At 48.0% G+C, this 18,298-nt stretch carries 13 protein-coding genes; all 13 read left to right on the forward strand.

Annotated features, from left to right (window positions below):
• The first annotated feature begins 416 nt into the window (after positions 1-416).
• On the forward strand, positions 417-1,778 hold the full coding sequence (locus BMY78_RS21555) for an FAD-dependent oxidoreductase (RefSeq protein ID WP_090903436.1): 1,362 nt from the start codon (positions 417-419) through the stop codon (positions 1,776-1,778).
• A gap of 210 nt (positions 1,779-1,988) precedes the next feature.
• On the forward strand, positions 1,989-2,843 hold the full coding sequence (locus BMY78_RS21560; protein ID WP_090903437.1) for a formate/nitrite transporter family protein: 855 nt from the start codon (positions 1,989-1,991) through the stop codon (positions 2,841-2,843).
• The gene (locus BMY78_RS32630; protein WP_143067067.1) at positions 2,825-3,004 is read left to right on the forward strand and encodes a hypothetical protein; all 180 of its coding nucleotides are present in this window, start codon (positions 2,825-2,827) and stop codon (positions 3,002-3,004) included. Before BMY78_RS21560 ends, BMY78_RS32630 begins: the two co-directional genes overlap by 19 nt.
• A 295-nt stretch (positions 3,005-3,299) precedes the next feature.
• Complete coding sequence (locus BMY78_RS21565; protein ID WP_090903438.1) at positions 3,300-5,363, forward strand: molybdopterin-containing oxidoreductase family protein; 2,064 nt, start codon at positions 3,300-3,302, stop codon at positions 5,361-5,363.
• 211 nt (positions 5,364-5,574) lie between these two features.
• Positions 5,575-6,798, forward strand: a complete 1,224-nt coding sequence (locus BMY78_RS21570) for an MFS transporter (RefSeq protein WP_090903641.1) — start codon at positions 5,575-5,577, stop codon at positions 6,796-6,798.
• Between the two features lie 210 nt (positions 6,799-7,008).
• Positions 7,009-7,920, forward strand: coding sequence for a class I SAM-dependent methyltransferase (locus tag BMY78_RS21575; protein WP_090903439.1), 912 nt, complete (start codon positions 7,009-7,011; stop codon positions 7,918-7,920).
• 152 nt (positions 7,921-8,072) lie between these two features.
• Positions 8,073-9,620: a response regulator gene (locus BMY78_RS21580; protein ID WP_090903440.1), complete on the forward strand. Its 1,548-nt coding sequence runs from the start codon at positions 8,073-8,075 to the stop codon at positions 9,618-9,620.
• A 293-nt stretch (positions 9,621-9,913) separates the two neighbouring features.
• Positions 9,914-10,813: an ABC transporter permease gene (locus BMY78_RS21585; protein WP_371129185.1), complete on the forward strand. Its 900-nt coding sequence runs from the start codon at positions 9,914-9,916 to the stop codon at positions 10,811-10,813.
• Positions 10,814-10,828: 15 nt separating this feature from the next.
• Entirely contained in the window at positions 10,829-11,698 is an 870-nt protein-coding gene (locus tag BMY78_RS21590; RefSeq protein ID WP_090903442.1) for a carbohydrate ABC transporter permease, read from the forward strand.
• Positions 11,699-11,725: 27 nt separating this feature from the next.
• On the forward strand, positions 11,726-13,375 hold the full coding sequence (locus BMY78_RS21595; protein ID WP_090903443.1) for a type 2 periplasmic-binding domain-containing protein: 1,650 nt from the start codon (positions 11,726-11,728) through the stop codon (positions 13,373-13,375).
• Positions 13,376-13,467: 92 nt separating this feature from the next.
• Positions 13,468-15,225 (forward strand): sensor histidine kinase, encoded by a 1,758-nt coding sequence (locus BMY78_RS21600; protein ID WP_090903444.1) that lies wholly within the window; start codon positions 13,468-13,470, stop codon positions 15,223-15,225.
• Positions 15,222-16,514: an ABC transporter substrate-binding protein gene (locus tag BMY78_RS21605; RefSeq protein ID WP_090903445.1), complete on the forward strand. Its 1,293-nt coding sequence runs from the start codon at positions 15,222-15,224 to the stop codon at positions 16,512-16,514. Before BMY78_RS21600 ends, BMY78_RS21605 begins: the two co-directional genes overlap by 4 nt.
• Before the next feature lie 197 nt (positions 16,515-16,711).
• Complete coding sequence (locus tag BMY78_RS21610) at positions 16,712-18,292, forward strand: hypothetical protein (RefSeq protein WP_090903446.1); 1,581 nt, start codon at positions 16,712-16,714, stop codon at positions 18,290-18,292.
• The last annotated feature ends 6 nt before the right edge of the window (positions 18,293-18,298 follow it).

Raw genomic sequence — 18,298 nt, forward strand, 5'->3', positions numbered from 1 at the left:
TCCGGTGGTACTAGTATAACAGCGTTTGGCAGCGGTGGAAGCTGCTCGAATACACTTTTTTATTCCTGTCTGCAAGAGCGTCAAAAAGGCATAATCCCCGACAAATGCGGGCATACTTTGCTTCATGCGATGAATGATGAGTAGGGCATAGGTGTTACAAATAGATTAAAATTTAAATTTATTTGAGAAAAGACTTGAAATGTGAAAAAGTTCACATTATAATGAGTACATGAAGTGAAATTAATCACAAAGATGACAGATTGGTAGTGAATATTTTCACAATACTTTGCTAAATTGTTTAGTGAATATATTCACAACTGTTAAAGCAAGTGCCGCAGCCTATTTTCAGTTATTCAGGAACTAATGATAGATGAAGAAAATGCTTATATTTATATACTCCAAGGGGGAACCTTATCATGAAAATCGCAGTTATCGGATGTACACACGCAGGAACCGCAGCCATCGTTAACACCGCCAAATTGTACCCGGATGCTACCATTACAGTGTATGAGCGCAATGACAATATTTCCTTCTTATCCTGTGGGATTGCGCTTTATGTAGGTGGCGTGGTGAAAGATCCGGACGGACTGTTCTATTCTTCGCCAAATCAACTGGCTGAGCTCGGTGTCGTTACCAAAATGCTTCACGAAGTGACGTCAGTAGATGCTGCAGGTCACAAACTTCAGGCTAAAAACTTGAAAACAGGGGAAGAATTCGAAGATACCTTCGACAAGCTGATCGTGACCACAGGTTCATGGCCTGTCGTACCGAAGCTGGAAGGCATCGAGATGGACAACATTTTATTATGCAAAAACTACAACCATTCCAACACGATCATTGAGAAAGCCAAACATGCCAAACGCATTACCGTGGTAGGGGCAGGATATATCGGGATCGAGCTGGTGGAGGCTTTCCAAATGAACGGCAAGGAAGTTACACTGATCGATAGCGTAGACCGGATCTTGAATAAATATCTCGACCCCGAGTTCACGGATGCCATTGAAGAGACGTTGACTGGACACGGCATCAAGCTGGCGCTGGGCCAAACCGTTCAGAAATTTACCGGAGAGAATGGCAAAGTGAACAAGGTCATTACATCCAAAGGAGAGTTCGAAACGGACCTCGTTATTCTGTGCATTGGTTTCCGTCCAAATACGGAGCTGCTCAAAGGCCAAGTGGATATGCTGCCGAACGGCGCAATCATCGTCGATAAATATATGCAAACCAGCCAAAAAGACGTCTTCGCTGCTGGAGACAGCTGTGCGATTCATTACAACCCAACCGGCAAGGCAGCGTACATTCCTCTGGCAACCAACGCCGTGCGGATGGGCACACTCGTAGCACGGAACCTGGTTCGTCCTACGACACCGTATATGGGTACACAAGGCACATCAGGTATCAAAATTTATGAGCAAAATATTGCAGGTACAGGTCTGACGGAAGCATCTGCTGCGGATGAGGGCCTGGTCGTTGAAGCTGTAACGCTTGAAGATGCTTACCGTCCGGAGTTCATGCCAACGGCAGAGAAGCTGCTGCTCAAAGTAATCTATGAACAGGCTACACGCCGCATTGTTGGTGCGCAGGTGATGTCACAGGCTGATCTGACACAGTCGATCAATACGATCTCTGTCTGCATCCAGAACAACATGACGGTAGATGAGCTGGCCTTCGTCGACTTCTTCTTCCAGCCACATTACAACAAACCTTGGAACTTCCTGAACTCGGCTGGTCTGCAAGCACTGCCACCAGTAGAAGTAAAAGCACCAGCGATGGTGTAACCATAATATCTGAGAACTGCCGCATTCATTCTGCGGCAGTTCTTTTTTACTTTTTCTGCACATCAAGCAACATACAAAGGAAATATTAAAATGTAGTTTTTAGACTTTGTGATAAAAGTAACAAACCTCACGAAACCTTCGCGATACAATGAACATATCAACCAAACAAGTTGAATTAGATGTTCATGAACTGTGAAGGAGAGGATCGTTATGGCAGCAAAAACACCTCTTGAGGTTGCACAATATACGGCGCATACGGGGATGAAGAAAGCCCGGAATCCGGTGTCCTCCGTACTGATACTCAGTTTTCTGGCAGGCGCTTTTATTGCGCTCGGATTTCTGCTGGATGTTCGGGTCATTGCCTCTGCTCCGGCCGAGTGGGGCAGCTTGGTTAACCTGATTGGTGCAGCAGTGTTCCCGGTAGGTTTAATATTGGTGCTGATTGGCGGCGGGGAACTGCTGACAGGTAATATGATGGCTGTTCCACTCGCGACGATTGCACGCAAACTGTCCGCAGGCAACATGCTGAAGAATCTCACCTTAGTCACAATAGGTAATTTCCTTGGGGCGATCTTTGTAGCCTATGCGTTTGGGCATGTGCTCGGTCTGACGGCAGAGGGGGCTTATTTGACCAAAGTGGTTGATATGGCTGGACACAAGCTGGACGACAGCTTCCTTCAGGCTTTTATATCCGGGATCGGGTGTAACTGGCTGGTAGCTCTCGCGGTTTGGCTGTCTTATGCATCGGATACGATGAGCGGAAAAGTATTGGGCATTTGGTTCCCAACGATGGCCTTTGTGGCTATTGGATTCCAGCACGTTGTCGCCAACATGTTCCTGATTCCTGCGGCGATCTTCGAAGGGCATTATTCGTGGGGGCAATACATCATGAATTTCATTCCGGTATGGCTTGGCAACCTGACGGGCGGGGCGCTGTTTGTGGCGGCTGCTTACTGGATGGTGTACCTGCGCAAGCATGAGCCGGAAGTGAAGCCTGAGGTGGCCATGGCGGCGGCCCAGCCTGTGGAGACGGAAGCCAGACCGATGTGGAGCAAGCAGGCGTAGCGGCATTTTCCGAGTTATCGAGTAGCGTTGTAACCGTGGTACAACAAGTGCAAAAACGAGTGGAAAGGCGAGTGCAAAATTTAACAGGAGAGGCGATTCTGATCTCGTTCAAGTCATGGCTGTCTGCTGTGATGGGCGGGAGAGGAATCGCTTTTTTTTAATGTACAATTATCCACGCAAAATAAATTCGCCATGACAAGGTTCGGGGGAACGAAACCTGTTCATGGCGAATTTCGGGAGTGGTCCATGATATGGCATGAGGAGGAAGTGGGGAAACACTAGCCTAATGCCTTATTTTTAATTTACCCCTAGATTTCGAGATTGAATCAAGGGGAAAAAAGATTTTTTGAAAAAAATGTGGAGCGGTTGTGGCGGTAAAAAAGACTGTTCTCTTTACGCGATTACCAGGAAGAGGATATGATATAAGGATAGCTTTGAAGGGGGAGGAACTTGTATATGATCGATCAGGAGAATGGCGTATTCCCGGCGGTTTGCCCGCTCGATTGTCCGGATACTTGCGGCCTGCTGCTTCATAAGGAGAACGGTAAGATCGTGAAGGTAGCGGGCAATCCGGACCATCCGATTACAAAAGGCGCCATCTGTAACAAAGTTCGAAATATGACGGAGCGGGTGTATCATCCCGAGCGGCTGCAATATCCGATGCGACGCATCGGAGCCAAGGGCGAAGGCCAGTTCGAGCGAATCAGTTGGGACGAAGCCATCGGCGAGATTACGGCGAAATTCAGTTCACTGGCAGATACCTACGGACCAGAAAGCATCCTGCCCTACAGCTTCTATGGAAACATGGGCATTCTTGGTGTGGACGGCATGGATCGTCGATTTTTCAATGCGCTAGGTGCGAGCATGCTAGAACAGACCATCTGTAATGCAGCGGGAAATACCGGGTGGAAATATACGATGGGTGCGAACCGGGGAACCTTGCCCGAGGATACAGAGCATGCGGATGTCATTCTGGTATGGGGAGGCAACATCGTCAGCACCAATATGCATCAGGTTGTTCTGGCCGAGAAAGCCCGCAAAAAGGGAGCCCAAATCGTCGTCATCGACGTCCATCGCAATCGGACCGCCCAATGGGGAGACTGGTTCATTCCACTCTACCCCGGTACAGACAGTGCATTGGCACTCGGATTAATGCATGTACTGTTCGAGCAGGGACTGACGGATGAGGCTTTTATGCAAAAGTATACGGTCGGCCATGAGGCACTGCGTGATCATGTCCGCAGCTACACCCCGGAGCGCGTTGCACGTATTACAGGCGTGCCGGAAGCAGACATCGTGAAGCTGGCTGAGCTGTATGGCAACGCACAGGCAGCCCATATTCATATCGGCAATGGCCTCCAGCATCACGACAACGGTGGCATGAACGTCCGCAGCGTAGCCTGTCTGCCTGCCATTACAGGGCAGTGGATGAAGCGCGGCGGTGGCGCCATTCGTACCAACAGCTACGCGAGCACCAATAGCGATGCGCTGGAGCGTCCGGAGCTGCGGCAGAACCCGGAGCCGCGCGTAGTGAACATGAACCGGATTGGCGAAGCGCTGCTGGAGGCGGAGCAGCCGATCCGGGCGTTGATGGTCTACTGCAGCAATCCACTGGTGGTGGCACCGGATACCGAGCGGGTGGAGCGAGGTTTTGCACGGGAGGATCTGTTCACGGTTGTCCATGACCTGTTCATGACGGATACGGCGAAATACGCGGATATTGTGCTGCCTGCGACGTCTTCATTTGAAACGACGGATCTGTATACGTCCTACTGGCATCAGTATGTTCATTTGCAAGAGCCCGTCATTGCGCCTTTGGGTGAGAGCAAGAGCAATGTTGAATTGTTCTCTTTGCTTGGACAGGCGATGGGGTATGACCCAGAGATTTTCGGTGAGACACCGGAACAGATGATTGAGGAAGCACTTCAGGGTACGGGTAATCCCTACATGAACGGAGTAACCTTGGAGGGGCTGAAGCAGCACCATTTTGTCAAGCTGGATATGTCTGCACATGACTCCTATTTGGATCAGTTGCCCACGCCTTCGGGGAAAATCGAGCTGTATTCGGAAACGATGGCACAGAAGGGATTGCCTCCTTTGCCTACGTATAGTGCTCTCGTGGAGGGGTATGACGGGGAAAACCCAGCTGGACCTGGAGATGTTTATCCGCTGATGTTTCTGTCGCCGCCAAATCATAATTTCCTGAATTCCACCTTTGCCAATTCGCCCAAACATCAACGTCTGGAGAAGTTGCCATTATTGCAAATGCATCCGGAGGACGCAGCCCGCAGACAGGTGGAAGACGGGGATGCGGTGGTCGTATGGAACGACCGTGGCCGGATCGAATTAACCGCCAAGGTGAGTGAATCCATGCTGCCAGGAACGGTGATCAGTCAAGGCTTATGGTGGGATGGCAATGGCAAAAAACAGCGGGCGAATTCGCTCACGTCCAATCGTCTGTCTGACATGGGGAACGGGGCCACATTCTTCTCGGCCACTGTCGAAGTGAAGCGTCAATGAATGTGCTTGCAGATCGGATCTTTTCAGGTAAGATGAACAAAGGATAGATCGTAAGCAGAATGATAAAGAGCAAAATTCGGAATTCAAAGTACTACATTCTAAATTTCTAAGTTCAAATGGCCTTCGCTCTGGCTAATCATGCTGTCAGGGCAAGGGTCTATTTTTTATGGCAATATGCTTTTTGAAGGTACTAAGGAGAATAAACACAATGATGAGATGGCTGGATACGTATCCAAAAGAAGTAAAAATATTTTTGCTGGCAAGTTTGGTCAATGCGACAGGCAGTGCCTTGATGTGGCCGCTGACCACGATGTATGTATTTGACGAGCTTGGACGCACGATGGCGAACGCGGGGTTTGTTATTCTGATCCAGTCCCTGGGCGGCATCTTCGGGCAATTGCTCGGCGGTGCATTGTACCACCGGGTGGGGGTCAAGAAGCTGATCATCGGATCACTGGCGTTGAACGCTCTAGGGCTGTTTGCTCTGCCGTGGATTAGCGCGTATTGGGTTGTATTTATATGTGCCATGGGCTGGATCGGTCTATTCAGTTCATTGTCGTTACCAGCGATTCAAGCCTTTATCGGCTTCCGGTTTGCAGAGCGACGCGGGGAATTGTTCAATGTGATCTATGTCGCCAACAATATCGGTGTGGCAATTGGTACAGCACTGAGTGGTTTTCTCGCTGACTTTTCCTATCACCTCAGCTTTGTACTGAACGGGGTGACCTCCGCCGGGTTTGCGATTTTCTTCTGGTATTATCTGTCGCGGGCAGAACCGGATCAGGGCGAAGTACATCTGACCAAACGCAAAACGGTTCAAGGTGGGCCGGGGGTCTGGGCGCTGCTGGGCAACACCAGATTATATCTGTTCATGAGCCTGGGCGTGCTGTTCCTGCTGTTCGGTAATTCCATCTGGAATACGGGTGTGTCTCCGTATATTATTTCCGAGGGTATGGAGAAAAGAATGTACGGTCTGCTCTGGACCCTGAATGGGGTGCTGATCTTTGTAGGACAACCCTTTACCAGCTGGGTTAAGCGCACGATGGCCCGTACATCGACTGCTCAGATGACTGCAAGTGCCGTGTTCTACGGCATGGCATACATCGTCATGATCACCATGTATAGCTATCCGGGCATGGTGCTTGCAATGGTACTGGCTACCTTTGGGGAAATGCTGATCTCACCTGCTACGCCTGCATTCATCTCAGAGCATGCCGGAAGAGCGGCACCTTTCTACATCGGGATCTCCGGTGGTATCGGTGCGGTTGGACGGGTTATCGGGCCGTATGTAATGGGGGTCATGTATGACAAACAGGGATTGATCCCTGTAGCGTGGCTGGCGACTGGCACGGCGGGTATTGCGGTGCTTGGCTTTGTACTGCATGCGGTGCTGAACCGCAACCGTGAAGTGAAGGAGTACGGATTGGACGCTTAGCCTTTTCGGGTTGAGTGGTATGAAGGAGTGAGAGGGCAGATTGGAGTGGAGGGGCAAAGAAAGCCACTTAAATCTGTCGGATCATCCCGTAAATTAAGATTGACAAAATAATCTTTTTGTGCTATAATTTACATATAAAAATATTCCGTATATACTAAGGTTCTCCTGGCCAGGGGGAATCTTATTTTTGTTTGTACGGGAGGATGAAATATGAAGCAAAATCAGTCCAGCATTACATCCTTGATATCGGCTTTTGGTCGAGCCTATCACTGCCAATACGATACACCGCTTATTTTTAATGATTATTTAGCCAAAGCGCTTATCACTCCTCAAGAGTTTGCGGATATCCGCGAGAACATGATTCAAGGCATCCATTTTTTCAACCCGGACATGGCTCATCTGATCAAGGACGACCCGGACAAAATATTGAGGTGGATTGTACAGACCCAGCTTGCTCCAACCCCCTTGGCCCGTGCTGCATATTGTGAAAGGGTGTTGCTTCATGAACTGGCATTGGGAAGCACACAATATGTGATTCTTGGAGCCGGTCTCGATACGTTTGCGCTGCGGCATATGGAATTAAAGAATAGCCTGAGGATTATTGAGGTGGACGCCCCGCCCACACAGCAATTCAAGCTCAGTCGGCTGGCGTCCTTAAAACAGCCTGTTCCATTGAATCTGCGCTTTGTGGCCATGGATTTAACCAATAAGGATTCTCTTCCAACGTTGGACGAAGAGTTAAGTGGGGAGAAGTCCTTTTTGAGTCTACTTGGCGTCTCTTTTTACTGGACCAAAGAAGACCTGTCCGAGCTGTTGCGAGTGTTGTTTACGAATCTACCGTCCGGGAGTTCAATTGTTTTTGACTACGCTGACGAGCATCTTTTTGAAACGAAGGGCATATATAATCGTGTGGACCATATGGTCCAGATGGCTGCCGCTGGCGGTGAGCCGATGAAATCTGGGTACGCCTATGTGGAGATGGAGGCCTTGCTTGATGAAGCAGGACTGCTTATATATGAGCATTTGACTCCAGAAGCGATCCATGAACAGTTTTTCCAGAATCGAACCGATCATCTGATGGCATTTGAAACGATACATTTTATTCACGCGGTAAAAAAATAAATTGTTCCTGCAAGTGTTGACGCTTGTATAGTTAGCGTTAACGATCAGACCTGTTTAGCTTCAAAACCTTGCCATTCGGCTGGCTGCCCTCCATTTGTGCATAATGCTCATATAATAGAATGGATCTGGTTAAAGGCAGGAGGAGGGGGACGATGTACAAAATATTGCTTGTCGATGATGAATTTATCATCTCAGATGGGATCTCCAGTGTCGTGAACTGGTCCCAATTGGGGACAGAGCTGATCGGCATTGCGCAGGAAGGATTGGAAGCGTTATCTTTTATAGAACAGCAGCGTCCAGATATTATCATTTCGGACATTCGCATGCCGGGAATGGATGGGTTACAGCTGATTGAAGCTGTGGCGGAGAAGTATCCAGATGTCTCGTTTATCCTGCTCACAGGGTTCACGGAATTCGAATATGCGAAGACAGCGATGCAGTATGGCGTGAAGCATTATCTGCTCAAGCCCTGCAGTGAGGAGCATCTCGTACAGGCCATTGGTGAACTGGTTAGTGAGAAGCGGGAGTGGACGGATCAGGAGCGTTTTGTACAATCGATCCAATATAATTTGGAGCGTGTACTACCGCATGCCAAGGAATATTTTCTAAAGGAGCTGGTCAGTAACAGAACTTATGGGGTCAAGGAATGGAAGTATTTCGGAGAGCTGTTCGATGTAAAAATTCAGGATCAGCGTGTGCGGTTGCTGTTGGTAGAGATTGAGGGAGATCATGAGTATTTGCACTTGTTCGCGGTCAAGAACATCGCCGAGGATATTTTTCATAATCCGATCTTAAGTACCACGGTTGGAGGTCATGTGCTACTGATGATGGAGGACAAGTTGTCTGAAACGCAGTTGTTCCATAATATTGATGAGATCCGCGCCACATTTACCCGATACTATCATGATGATCTCACAATTGCTCTTAGCGAACCAGGAGATCTTCCACAGGCACGGCAATTGTACATGCAGACGCTAGTCTATCTCAATTACCGCTTTTACCTCGGTGAAGGCAGTCTTATTATGAAGCGGGATGTCTACTCGCCAGGCGAGCGGACTCTTCCTGAATTCGAATATGATCCAGAGCGGATGGCTACGGCGATCAAGGCTGGACACTGGCAAGAAGCCGGAACAGAGCTGAACAGAGTGTTTCAGCTGCTCGCTGACTTGCGATACGATATATCTCAAACGAAGTCCTATCTTATTCAAATATTTATGGAAATGATTCGGCTCAGCGGCTCTACCGAGATGAAAAGGTATATGGACCAATTGCCAGGTATGATTGAATCCAGCACGTTGCATTCCTTTCAACAGTTTCTGCTTGCCGTTGCCAAGGAAATTACGCTTCGCCGCTACGAACAACACCGCTCCAGACAATCACAGATGGTGGGCAGTGTGAAGCAGATCGTAGAGAAGCGCTACAGGGACGAAACACTGACGCTCCAGTCCATCGCCGGAGAAATATATATGAATCCGGACTACATTGGTAAAATGTTCAAAAAAGAAACAGGTGAGAAATTCACCAATTATGTGTTAAGTTACCGCATCCAAAGAGCATTGGAGCTGCTGGAGCAGGACGGAAACTGTACCGTATCCTGGCTTGCCGAACAGACGGGCTTTGGCTCCAATTGGCCGTATTTTAGCAAAATGTTCAAAAAATACACGGGTTTCTCCCCTTCCGAGTACAAGAAAGTGCCCTAGAACAGCGTTACTGTCGCATGAACATATCTCACTGGCATATTTCACTTGTACCTTATCTACATACCTCGCCCTGTTTGCCTTCATCGGCAGCAGGGTCTTTTTTTGTCGGACGGAACTCGGTTTTGAACATCCATTTAACGGAAATGAGCATGGGAAGAAAAGGCGCTCGCTTCTATTATTAGAGGTGTCATGTTAGTGAATGAACATCGAGAGTGGAGGTTGAGTGGATGGAGCTGAATCGAAGCCGGGGGATCGAACCTGGGCGTTTGAAGCCAGCTGGCAAATGGAGTTCGATGAAAAAGGAGCTTGTCCGCAACAGATACGTGTATCTGATGCTCGTTCCGGTTGTAGCCTACTATCTGATTTTTAGCTATGGGCCGATGTACGGGCTGCTGATGGCATTTCAGGAATCCTACAGCCCGGTCAAAGGAATCCTGGCAGGCGAATGGGTTGGTTTTGATAATTTCACCATGTTTTTTGAAAGTTATTATTTCTGGCGACTGATCAAGAACACGCTGATTTTGAGTTTTTACAGCATTGTGTTTGGTTTCCCCGCTCCAATCATCCTGGCCCTGTTACTGAACGAAGTACGGAAAAAGTGGTTCAGAAGCACGGTGCAGACGATTAGTTACATGCCACATTTCATCTCGGTTGTCGTCGTGGTCGGAATGTTGAAAACGTTCTCCGCATTGGATGGCGGACTATTTAACGTCATTCGTGACTTTTTCGACCTGCAACCCATCATGTTTCTGGCGGAGAAGGATATGTTCCGTCCGATGTACATCCTGTCCAACATCTGGCAGGGGGCGGGCTGGGCATCGATTATCTTTTTGGCAGCGCTCAGCGGGATTGATCCACAGCTGTATGAGGCTTCCAAAATTGATGGCGCAGGCCGCTGGAGACAGCTGCTTCATATTACACTGCCGGGAATCATGCCAACGATTGTGATCATGTTGATTTTGCGCATGGGGGCGGTGATGAACGCTGATTTTCAGAAAATATTGCTGATGCAAACGGCACCGACCTATGAGACATCGGATGTCATCTCCACCTTTGTTTATCGATCCGGTATTTTGGAGGGCAATTATACGTATTCCACGGCCATCGGACTTTTCAATGGCGTCATTAATTTCGCACTGCTTATTATGGCCAATGCGATTAGCAGAAAGCTTAACTCAACCAGTCTCTGGTAATTGGAAGGTGAAGCGATGAAACAGTCTATAGGGGAACGACTTTTTGATGCATTCAATACATTGCTGCTCGTGGTGATCATGATTTTATGCTTTTACCCGATGCTGTACGTGTTCAATTCTTCGATTAGTGATCCGGATCAGATGCTGCGTTCCCGGTCACTGATGCTCATTCCTGAAGGCTTCCAGCTGGGAGCGTACAAGTCGGTATTTCAGGATACTCGCATCTATACCGGATATATGAACACCTTGTTCTATGTTGTGGTCGGCACGGCCATCAATCTGCTCATGACTTCGCTGGCAGCCTATGGCTTATCACGCAGTGATCTGATGGGCAGAAAAACGCTGATGAAATTAATTACGTTCACGATGTTTTTCGGCGGGGGAATGATCCCGACTTTTCTGTTAATTCAGAATCTGGGGATGGTGGATACCCGTTTCGCGCTTATTATTCCGGGTGCCATCAGTACGTTCTATTTCCTCATTATGAAAACAAACTTTGAGGGCATTCCGATCAGTCTGATCGAATCGGCGAAGCTTGATGGCGCCAATGACTTTCTGATTTTGTTCCGAATCGTACTGCCTTTGTCAAAGCCAATCCTGGCGGTCATGATGCTGTATTATGCGGTGGACCATTGGAATGATTATGTCGGACCGATGCTCTACCTGCGCAGTCAGGAGCTATATCCGATCCAGATTATTATGCGCGATATTCTGATCAGCAGCAGTACGGAGGCCATGGGCGCTGGAGCCGATACCGGCTTTGCCATTGGAGAGAACATCAAATATGCGACCATCATTATCTCCACGCTGCCGATTATGCTGGTATATCCGTTCATCCAACGTTATTTTGTTCAGGGCGCTCTAATCGGTGCTGTGAAACAATAAAAAATGTATCCTATGGAGGCGAATTACGTGAAAAAGAGAATGGGGTCCATCCTGTTGTCATCCCTACTTACGATGTCTTTACTAGCCGGCTGTACGAGGGATAAGGAGCCAGGTAACACAGAGCCAGTAGAAGGAACAGAACCTGCGGTTCAGGCATTAACCGAGATTCCGCTACCGATTACAAGCGAGCCATTTACCATTGACTACTGGCGCGCGAGTGATGCCAAACTGACGGCTTCCTTGAATAATTTTGGCGATATGGCGGCTTACAAGGAGAAGGAGAAGCGGACGGGCATCCAAGTAAAGTTCACACATCCTCCGCTTGGACAACAGCGTGACCAGTTTAATCTGTTGATCTCCACGAAGGAGTTGCCGGATGTGATTTATTATAACTGGGCAGATGCCGTTGGCGGACCGGAAAAAATGATCAAGGACGGCCGGATCATCCGATTGAATGAATTGATTGACAGTTATGCACCGAATTTGAAGCGGATCATAGAATCCGATCCGGATGTGAAGAAGCAGATTGCTCTCGACGATGGAACGATTTATATGTTCCCGCTCCTGAAGTTGGATGCTTTGAAGCTGAATGCCACATCCGGTTTGATTATCCGCCAGGATTGGCTCGATAAACTCAACCTTAAGGTACCTACCAACATCAATGAGTGGTATACGGTCCTCAAGGCATTCAAGGAACAGGACCCTAACGGTAATGGCAAGCCAGATGAGCTGCCGTTCACCGGAAACTGGGGGCCGGGCAACCTGACCAAGCTCCATGATTTTGCTGCAGCCTTTGGCGTGATTGGGGGCTTCCAGCTGAATGGAGACCAGGTGGAGTTTGGACCCATCCAGCCGGGCTACCGTGACTTTTTGGAGACGATGGCCAAGTGGTATAAGGAAGGGCTAATTGATCCCGAGATTATGACCAATGATGGCAAGGCGTTCGACTATAAGATCACCAGCAATCTCGCAGGAGCGTATCAGGGCGGTGTGTTCAGCGGTATGGGTAAATATTTCAATCTGATGAGAGATACCGATCCGAGCTTTAATGTGACCGGCGTGCCGTGGCCTGTGTCTCCGGATGGGACTTCCTATGCGACATTTAATATGGACACCAAAGTGTTGAGTTATGGTGAGGCCATTACGGCTTCCGCAGACGAAGACAAACTGAAATATATTGTGCAGTGGATGGACTACAACTATAGCGAAGAGGGTAGTGATCTGTTCAACTTCGGTATCGAAAATGATAGCTATGTTCGCGATGGGGACGGTGTCAAATTCTCAGATACCATCATTAATAATCCGAACGGTCTGACCTATGACCAGGCACTGGCTTCCTATGCTTTATCCATTATGGACGGTCCAATCAATCAGGATAGCCGTTATCTGGATGCATTACTGTTTGATGATGGACAGCGTGCAGCGAATGCGGAATGGATGAAAGCAAGCTCTGCCTTGACGCTTCCGCCAATTCGTTTGTCAACAGATGAGGTAAGCACAAGTACGTCCATTATGAGCCAGGTAAATACGTATTTAAATGAGACGATGACAGCCATCATTAGCGGACAGAAGCCGATCTCCGATTTTGACACCATGGCCGAAACGATCAAGAGCATGGACATTGAGCGTGCGATTGAGGTTCATCAGGCGGCCTATGACCGATATCAGTCCAAATAAACCGTGAGAAATCGAGCGCTAAAACTTTGGGAAAACCTTCCTGCATGTGATATACCTAGTAGTATCACGTGGTTCAAAGGAGCGCTTTGGTCATGAAAGCCTACCGCAAACTCAGCATCAAAATGAAAATGTTTCTGATGATCATGGTCATGATGGCGTTTATCATCATCCTTGCGTTTGGTTCCTTGTATTATACGTACTCGGTGTATGACAAACAGCTGTTTGATAAGTCTTCCCGTCTTCTGAACCTTTCCTCGTCTACAGTGGATGTTGAACTTCAGAAGTTGGAAGCGTTATCATTAAACATGATCTCTGATACGCAGATTCAAAGGGCTTTGAAGTCATTGCTGGATGACGATAGCGCATATTCAAGCTTTATTGAACGGAAGAAGATCACAGATCGGCTATGGGAGCATATTAGTGGGGCTGCACGATATGTGCAGTCCGTTCATCTGATTGATTCCAGGGGAAGAGTGAATAAATATGGCGAAACACTAACCGTATCTCCTGAGAAATATGATCGGATGATTGCGGCTGCGGAGCAGGCCAATGGTGCAGTGCGCTGGCTATACCCGGATGACGATGACCCGATGCTGGTTATGGTGCGTCAGGTGCGGGCCTACGAACCGATGACCCTGGAACCGGTAGGCATACTGTTTCTGCGTATTAATATTGAGCGACTCGTTGAGGAGTATGCGGGCATGGATAGCCGGGACAGTGACATTATTTTAAAAGCAGGCAGTGAGGTGGTCTATCCTTATCGTCAGCTTCCAGAAGCGGTGTCCGCGGGGCTCAATCCACTTCCAGGCAGTGGGGGATATGAGATTAAAAATCTGGATGGGAGGGAGATATTCCTTTCTCAGAAAAAATCCGCCTACACCGGCTGGGTTTATTATAATATGGCCTCTTATGATGAGATTTTTGAACGTATCATATGGCTGAAAAATAGTTTGATTGTCGTTTATCTTATCGCCATTCTGGTTGTTCTCGCGCTTGGTATGGTGTTCGCACGCAGTCTGACAAGGCCGATCAGGCAGCTTATCAGTCAGATGAAGGAGGTTCAGTATGGGGATCTGGAGAACATAGACGCCAATCTGTCCATTCCAACCCACCAGCACATGGATGAATTGGGGTTGCTACAGCGTACGTATCGACTGATGATTACACATATTAATACATTGATCAAAGAAAATTATGCAAGTCAGCTGGTCATTAAAGAAACGGAGTTTAAGGCGCTTCAGGCGCAGATCAATCCACACTTTTTGTATAATGCGCTGGATTCAATCCATTGGCTTGCCAAAAAGAACAGGCAGGAGCAAATCTCCAGTATGGTGCTGTCACTCGGGTATTTGCTGCGTTCCTCCATCAGCTTCAAGCAAAATATCATCACCCTTGCCGAAGAGCTGGAGATCGTCAGCCATTACATCACCATTCAGACCTACCGTTTCCGGCAGCGGCTGGATTTCCGCTTGGATGTGCCCGCTCCTTATCTGGAATGTGCCATTCCCAAGTTAACCCTACAGCCATTACTGGAGAATGCCATTCAATACGGATTGGAACCACAGGTTGGTTCATGTCTAATTCGAGTGTATGCCGAGATATCAGGTGGCAAGCTGGCCCTTATCGTGGAGGATCACGGTCCCGGCATGGAACCCGAATATGTGGAACAGGTACTGCGCGGTAAAGTGAAAACGAGAGGAACAGGTATTGGCCTCCTGAATATCAGGGAGCGAGTACGTCTGGCTTTTGGCGAAGAATATGATGTTCTGCTGGAGAGCAGGCCGGGGCTTGGAACGAGAGTGACGGTGCTGCTGCCACCCCCATCACCAGGTAAGGAGGATAGGCCATGAGAAGATTGTTGCGAATCATAGGCATGATCTGTCTTCTGCTGACTCTTCCTGGCTGTGTGAGCCAACTGGATAAAAGGCCAGGCATGATCGTTGACGAAGAACCGATAACGCTGCGCATCGCTTGGTGGGGTGGGGAGTTTCGCAACAATGCAACGATTGCCGTTATCGATCTGTATGAGAAGTTGAACCCACATGTAAACATTGAATACGAATATAGCAGTTTCAACGAATACTGGAGAAAACTTGCCCCACATGCAGCAGGCAATGCGTTGCCCGACATCATCCAGATGGACATCTCCTATCTGTCCCAGTACAGTTCGTTGCAACTGTTGGAGGATATGACGCCGTACATGCAGAGCGGACTGATTGACACGACAGATATTGAGAAGCAACAGCTGGAGAGTGGAAGCCTGAATGGCAAAACCTATGGTCTCAGTTTGGGGGTTAACGCCATGCTCAGCATCTATGATCCGGAAGTGTTGAAGGCCAATGATATTGAATTGCCAACGGATATGTGGACATGGGCGGATTTTGACCGCATGGGCGAGCAATTGCTGGGGAAAGGCATCTATCTGGGAACCTACTTCACGCCGGAACAGTTTTTCGCGTATTACTTGAGACAGTATGGTTCCAAGCTATACGCCGAGGATGGCAGAAGATTGGGTTATGAGGATGATGGATTGTTTATTGATTACTTTGGCAGGATGCAGCAGCTCGCGGAGAAGAAACTTATTTTTGCACCGGATATCTGGACATCCGATATTGGCAAACCCGACAATGACCCGTTTTATCTGGGAGAGGCTTTGTTTAGCTGGGGGTATTCCAACCAATTTATCAGTACCGCTCAGCGTTATGGCAAACCCCTAACTATATCCCCGATGCCTGGGCCAAACAGCCAGGAGGGGTTGTTTTTGAAGCCAGGCATGTTTTTCTCCATCGCGGGCAATTCCAGACATAAGGAAGAAGCTGCCAAGTTCATCAACTTTTTTGTGAATGATTTGGATGCCAATCTGTTGCTCAAAGGGGAGCGGGGGGTGCCTGTCTCGTCCCGTGTCAAAGAGCGGATGAAGCTGGTGGTTGAACCGGAGCTGGCGCAGGTGTTTGATTATATTGATTGGGTTGCCGATCACAGCACCCAGATGGACCCGCCTGATCCTGTAGGTGCACCCGAGGTCACTGCGGTGCTGCGGGAGTTGTATGATCTGCTGTTGTTTGGCAAAATTACGCCTGAACAGGCGGCGAAGCATTTCCGTGAGCGGGCAAACGCAATTCTGGGTGGGAAGTTATAAGAATGAACTAGATCATATATGTATTTAATGGGCTTGGGGCTGTTGTCGTTCACAAGCTCAACCTTCATTCTACTCGGGTGAGGGTTTTTGTTATGGAATGGTGTATATTTCCTCTAGTATAATAAAAATGGGTAGTCGTCCTATCTGTAGATTAGATAGATTCTATCCATATATTATTGGATGAGGAGTGTCAGGACATGTCCATACATCAGATAGGTCACAAGGTTTCTTTTGCAGATATACAAACGAAGTTGCCTCAGGAAAGTTGGATGTACACTCATAATGAAGCGCACAACGGTGAATTTGAAGCCGAGGAAGTATGGTTACATTCTGGTGACCTTCATATCGGTGAACTGTTGTTGGATGAAGGACCTTTCTTGATCTTGGTTGAAGGAAATCTGACAGTGGATCGTTATATTGGAAATACAAGTTCCGACGCGGCCAGTTCAAATCTGGTTGTACTTGGGAATCTTGTGACGCCCTATATGATCGTGGGTGGGCAGGAAATATATATTACAGGTAATCTCTATGTGGAGGATATGTTCTGGGGGGATTATAACCATGGAGAATTGACAGTGAGAGGGAATGTAGAAGGTGGATTGCTAATAAGTACCGAGCAATATACGATTCAGGTTCAAGGACAGCGTAATGTGAAGCGTCAGCTTGAAGAATGGGAGGATCTCGGACCATGGCGGGGCTTTGACATGTTGGCGTTATTGGTTCCTGAATGTGTGATTGATGAAGATACAGAGCCGTTTCCTTGGCGAGAAGAAATGTTAAGGAGGCTGCAGCAAGGACAACCTGTAATCAACCGAAACTACATTCATGCTGATGAATCAGAGCCAGATGTGCCGGATTGGTTCGAAGATCATCGGGTTACCGCTGAGAACATAGAGCGTCTTACTCACCCATCTTTGTTACCTGTAAGAGAGGACGATGAGTTACTGAACAGCTATGAATTTTGGTTGGATGAGCAATTTTGCCGAGTATCGGTCTATGGAGATGAGCATACGGAGGGGTATTTCCGCAGTCTGTATTTTCAGGATGACCACAATTGTGCATTGTTGCTTAAGATGGAGCCATCAGATCAAGGTTCCAACTCTCCTGATAAACATATCGTACAATCGGGTAAACCTGTCTGGATGATCTCAGGAGCATATCGTTATCTGCACAATGAGAATTCGGAATGGAGCGTATTCTCGGAGAACTCACCTGCTGATATTCAGCAGTTAAGCGAGCAAGGATGGAGCACCTTGTTGCAGTCTGTATCGAATTATCAGTATGCCCGTTCCTTAATTTCGCAACAACTGATCCATGATTTATTAGCACTGCCTGTCGTGGAGCCATATGACGATTATTATGATGATGATCGGCACGGACTGTGGATTGGAGAGTTATATTATGCATTTCGACAAGCAGGTCAGATGTTTAATGGTGTTCCCCAGCCAGCCATGCTACGTATTGGAAGAGAGTATGTGGATGCTCAAGGGGAGACGCAGGTGGAGAAATACTATTATACCCTGCACCAACATGCGGACGGCTCGGAAAGTGTGTTGATCGAATACTCGGCTCAGAAGAACGAGGATGAAGAAGAAGAATCGTTGTTGCTTGAACTTCATTATATTGGCGGCTCTCAATTACTACATGCCGTTCAATTGCTCGAACGTGGACGCCAAGTGCTCATTCAAGCAAATGAGGATCTACTGAATGGGGAGCTGCCTTACGCTGCTGAATCATTTGCAAAACGATTTTGGAAATCCAAAGGATACCTGAAATGAATAAAA

This window comes from Paenibacillus sp. OK076, assembly GCF_900110055.1.
Lineage (GTDB): Bacteria > Bacillota > Bacilli > Paenibacillales > Paenibacillaceae > Paenibacillus.

Coding starts and splice junctions, on each gene's coding strand:
- BMY78_RS21555 (WP_090903436.1), top strand. CDS start 417: ATGAAAATCGCAGTTATCGGATGTACACACGCAGGAACCGCAGCCATC.
- BMY78_RS21560 (WP_090903437.1), top strand. CDS start 1,989: ATGGCAGCAAAAACACCTCTTGAGGTTGCACAATATACGGCGCATACG.
- BMY78_RS21565 (WP_090903438.1), top strand. CDS start 3,300: ATGATCGATCAGGAGAATGGCGTATTCCCGGCGGTTTGCCCGCTCGAT.
- BMY78_RS21570 (WP_090903641.1), top strand. CDS start 5,575: ATGAGATGGCTGGATACGTATCCAAAAGAAGTAAAAATATTTTTGCTG.
- BMY78_RS21575 (WP_090903439.1), top strand. CDS start 7,009: ATGAAGCAAAATCAGTCCAGCATTACATCCTTGATATCGGCTTTTGGT.
- BMY78_RS21580 (WP_090903440.1), top strand. CDS start 8,073: ATGTACAAAATATTGCTTGTCGATGATGAATTTATCATCTCAGATGGG.
- BMY78_RS21585 (WP_371129185.1), top strand. CDS start 9,914: ATGAAAAAGGAGCTTGTCCGCAACAGATACGTGTATCTGATGCTCGTT.
- BMY78_RS21590 (WP_090903442.1), top strand. CDS start 10,829: ATGAAACAGTCTATAGGGGAACGACTTTTTGATGCATTCAATACATTG.
- BMY78_RS21600 (WP_090903444.1), top strand. CDS start 13,468: ATGAAAGCCTACCGCAAACTCAGCATCAAAATGAAAATGTTTCTGATG.
- BMY78_RS21605 (WP_090903445.1), top strand. CDS start 15,222: ATGAGAAGATTGTTGCGAATCATAGGCATGATCTGTCTTCTGCTGACT.
- BMY78_RS21610 (WP_090903446.1), top strand. CDS start 16,712: ATGTCCATACATCAGATAGGTCACAAGGTTTCTTTTGCAGATATACAA.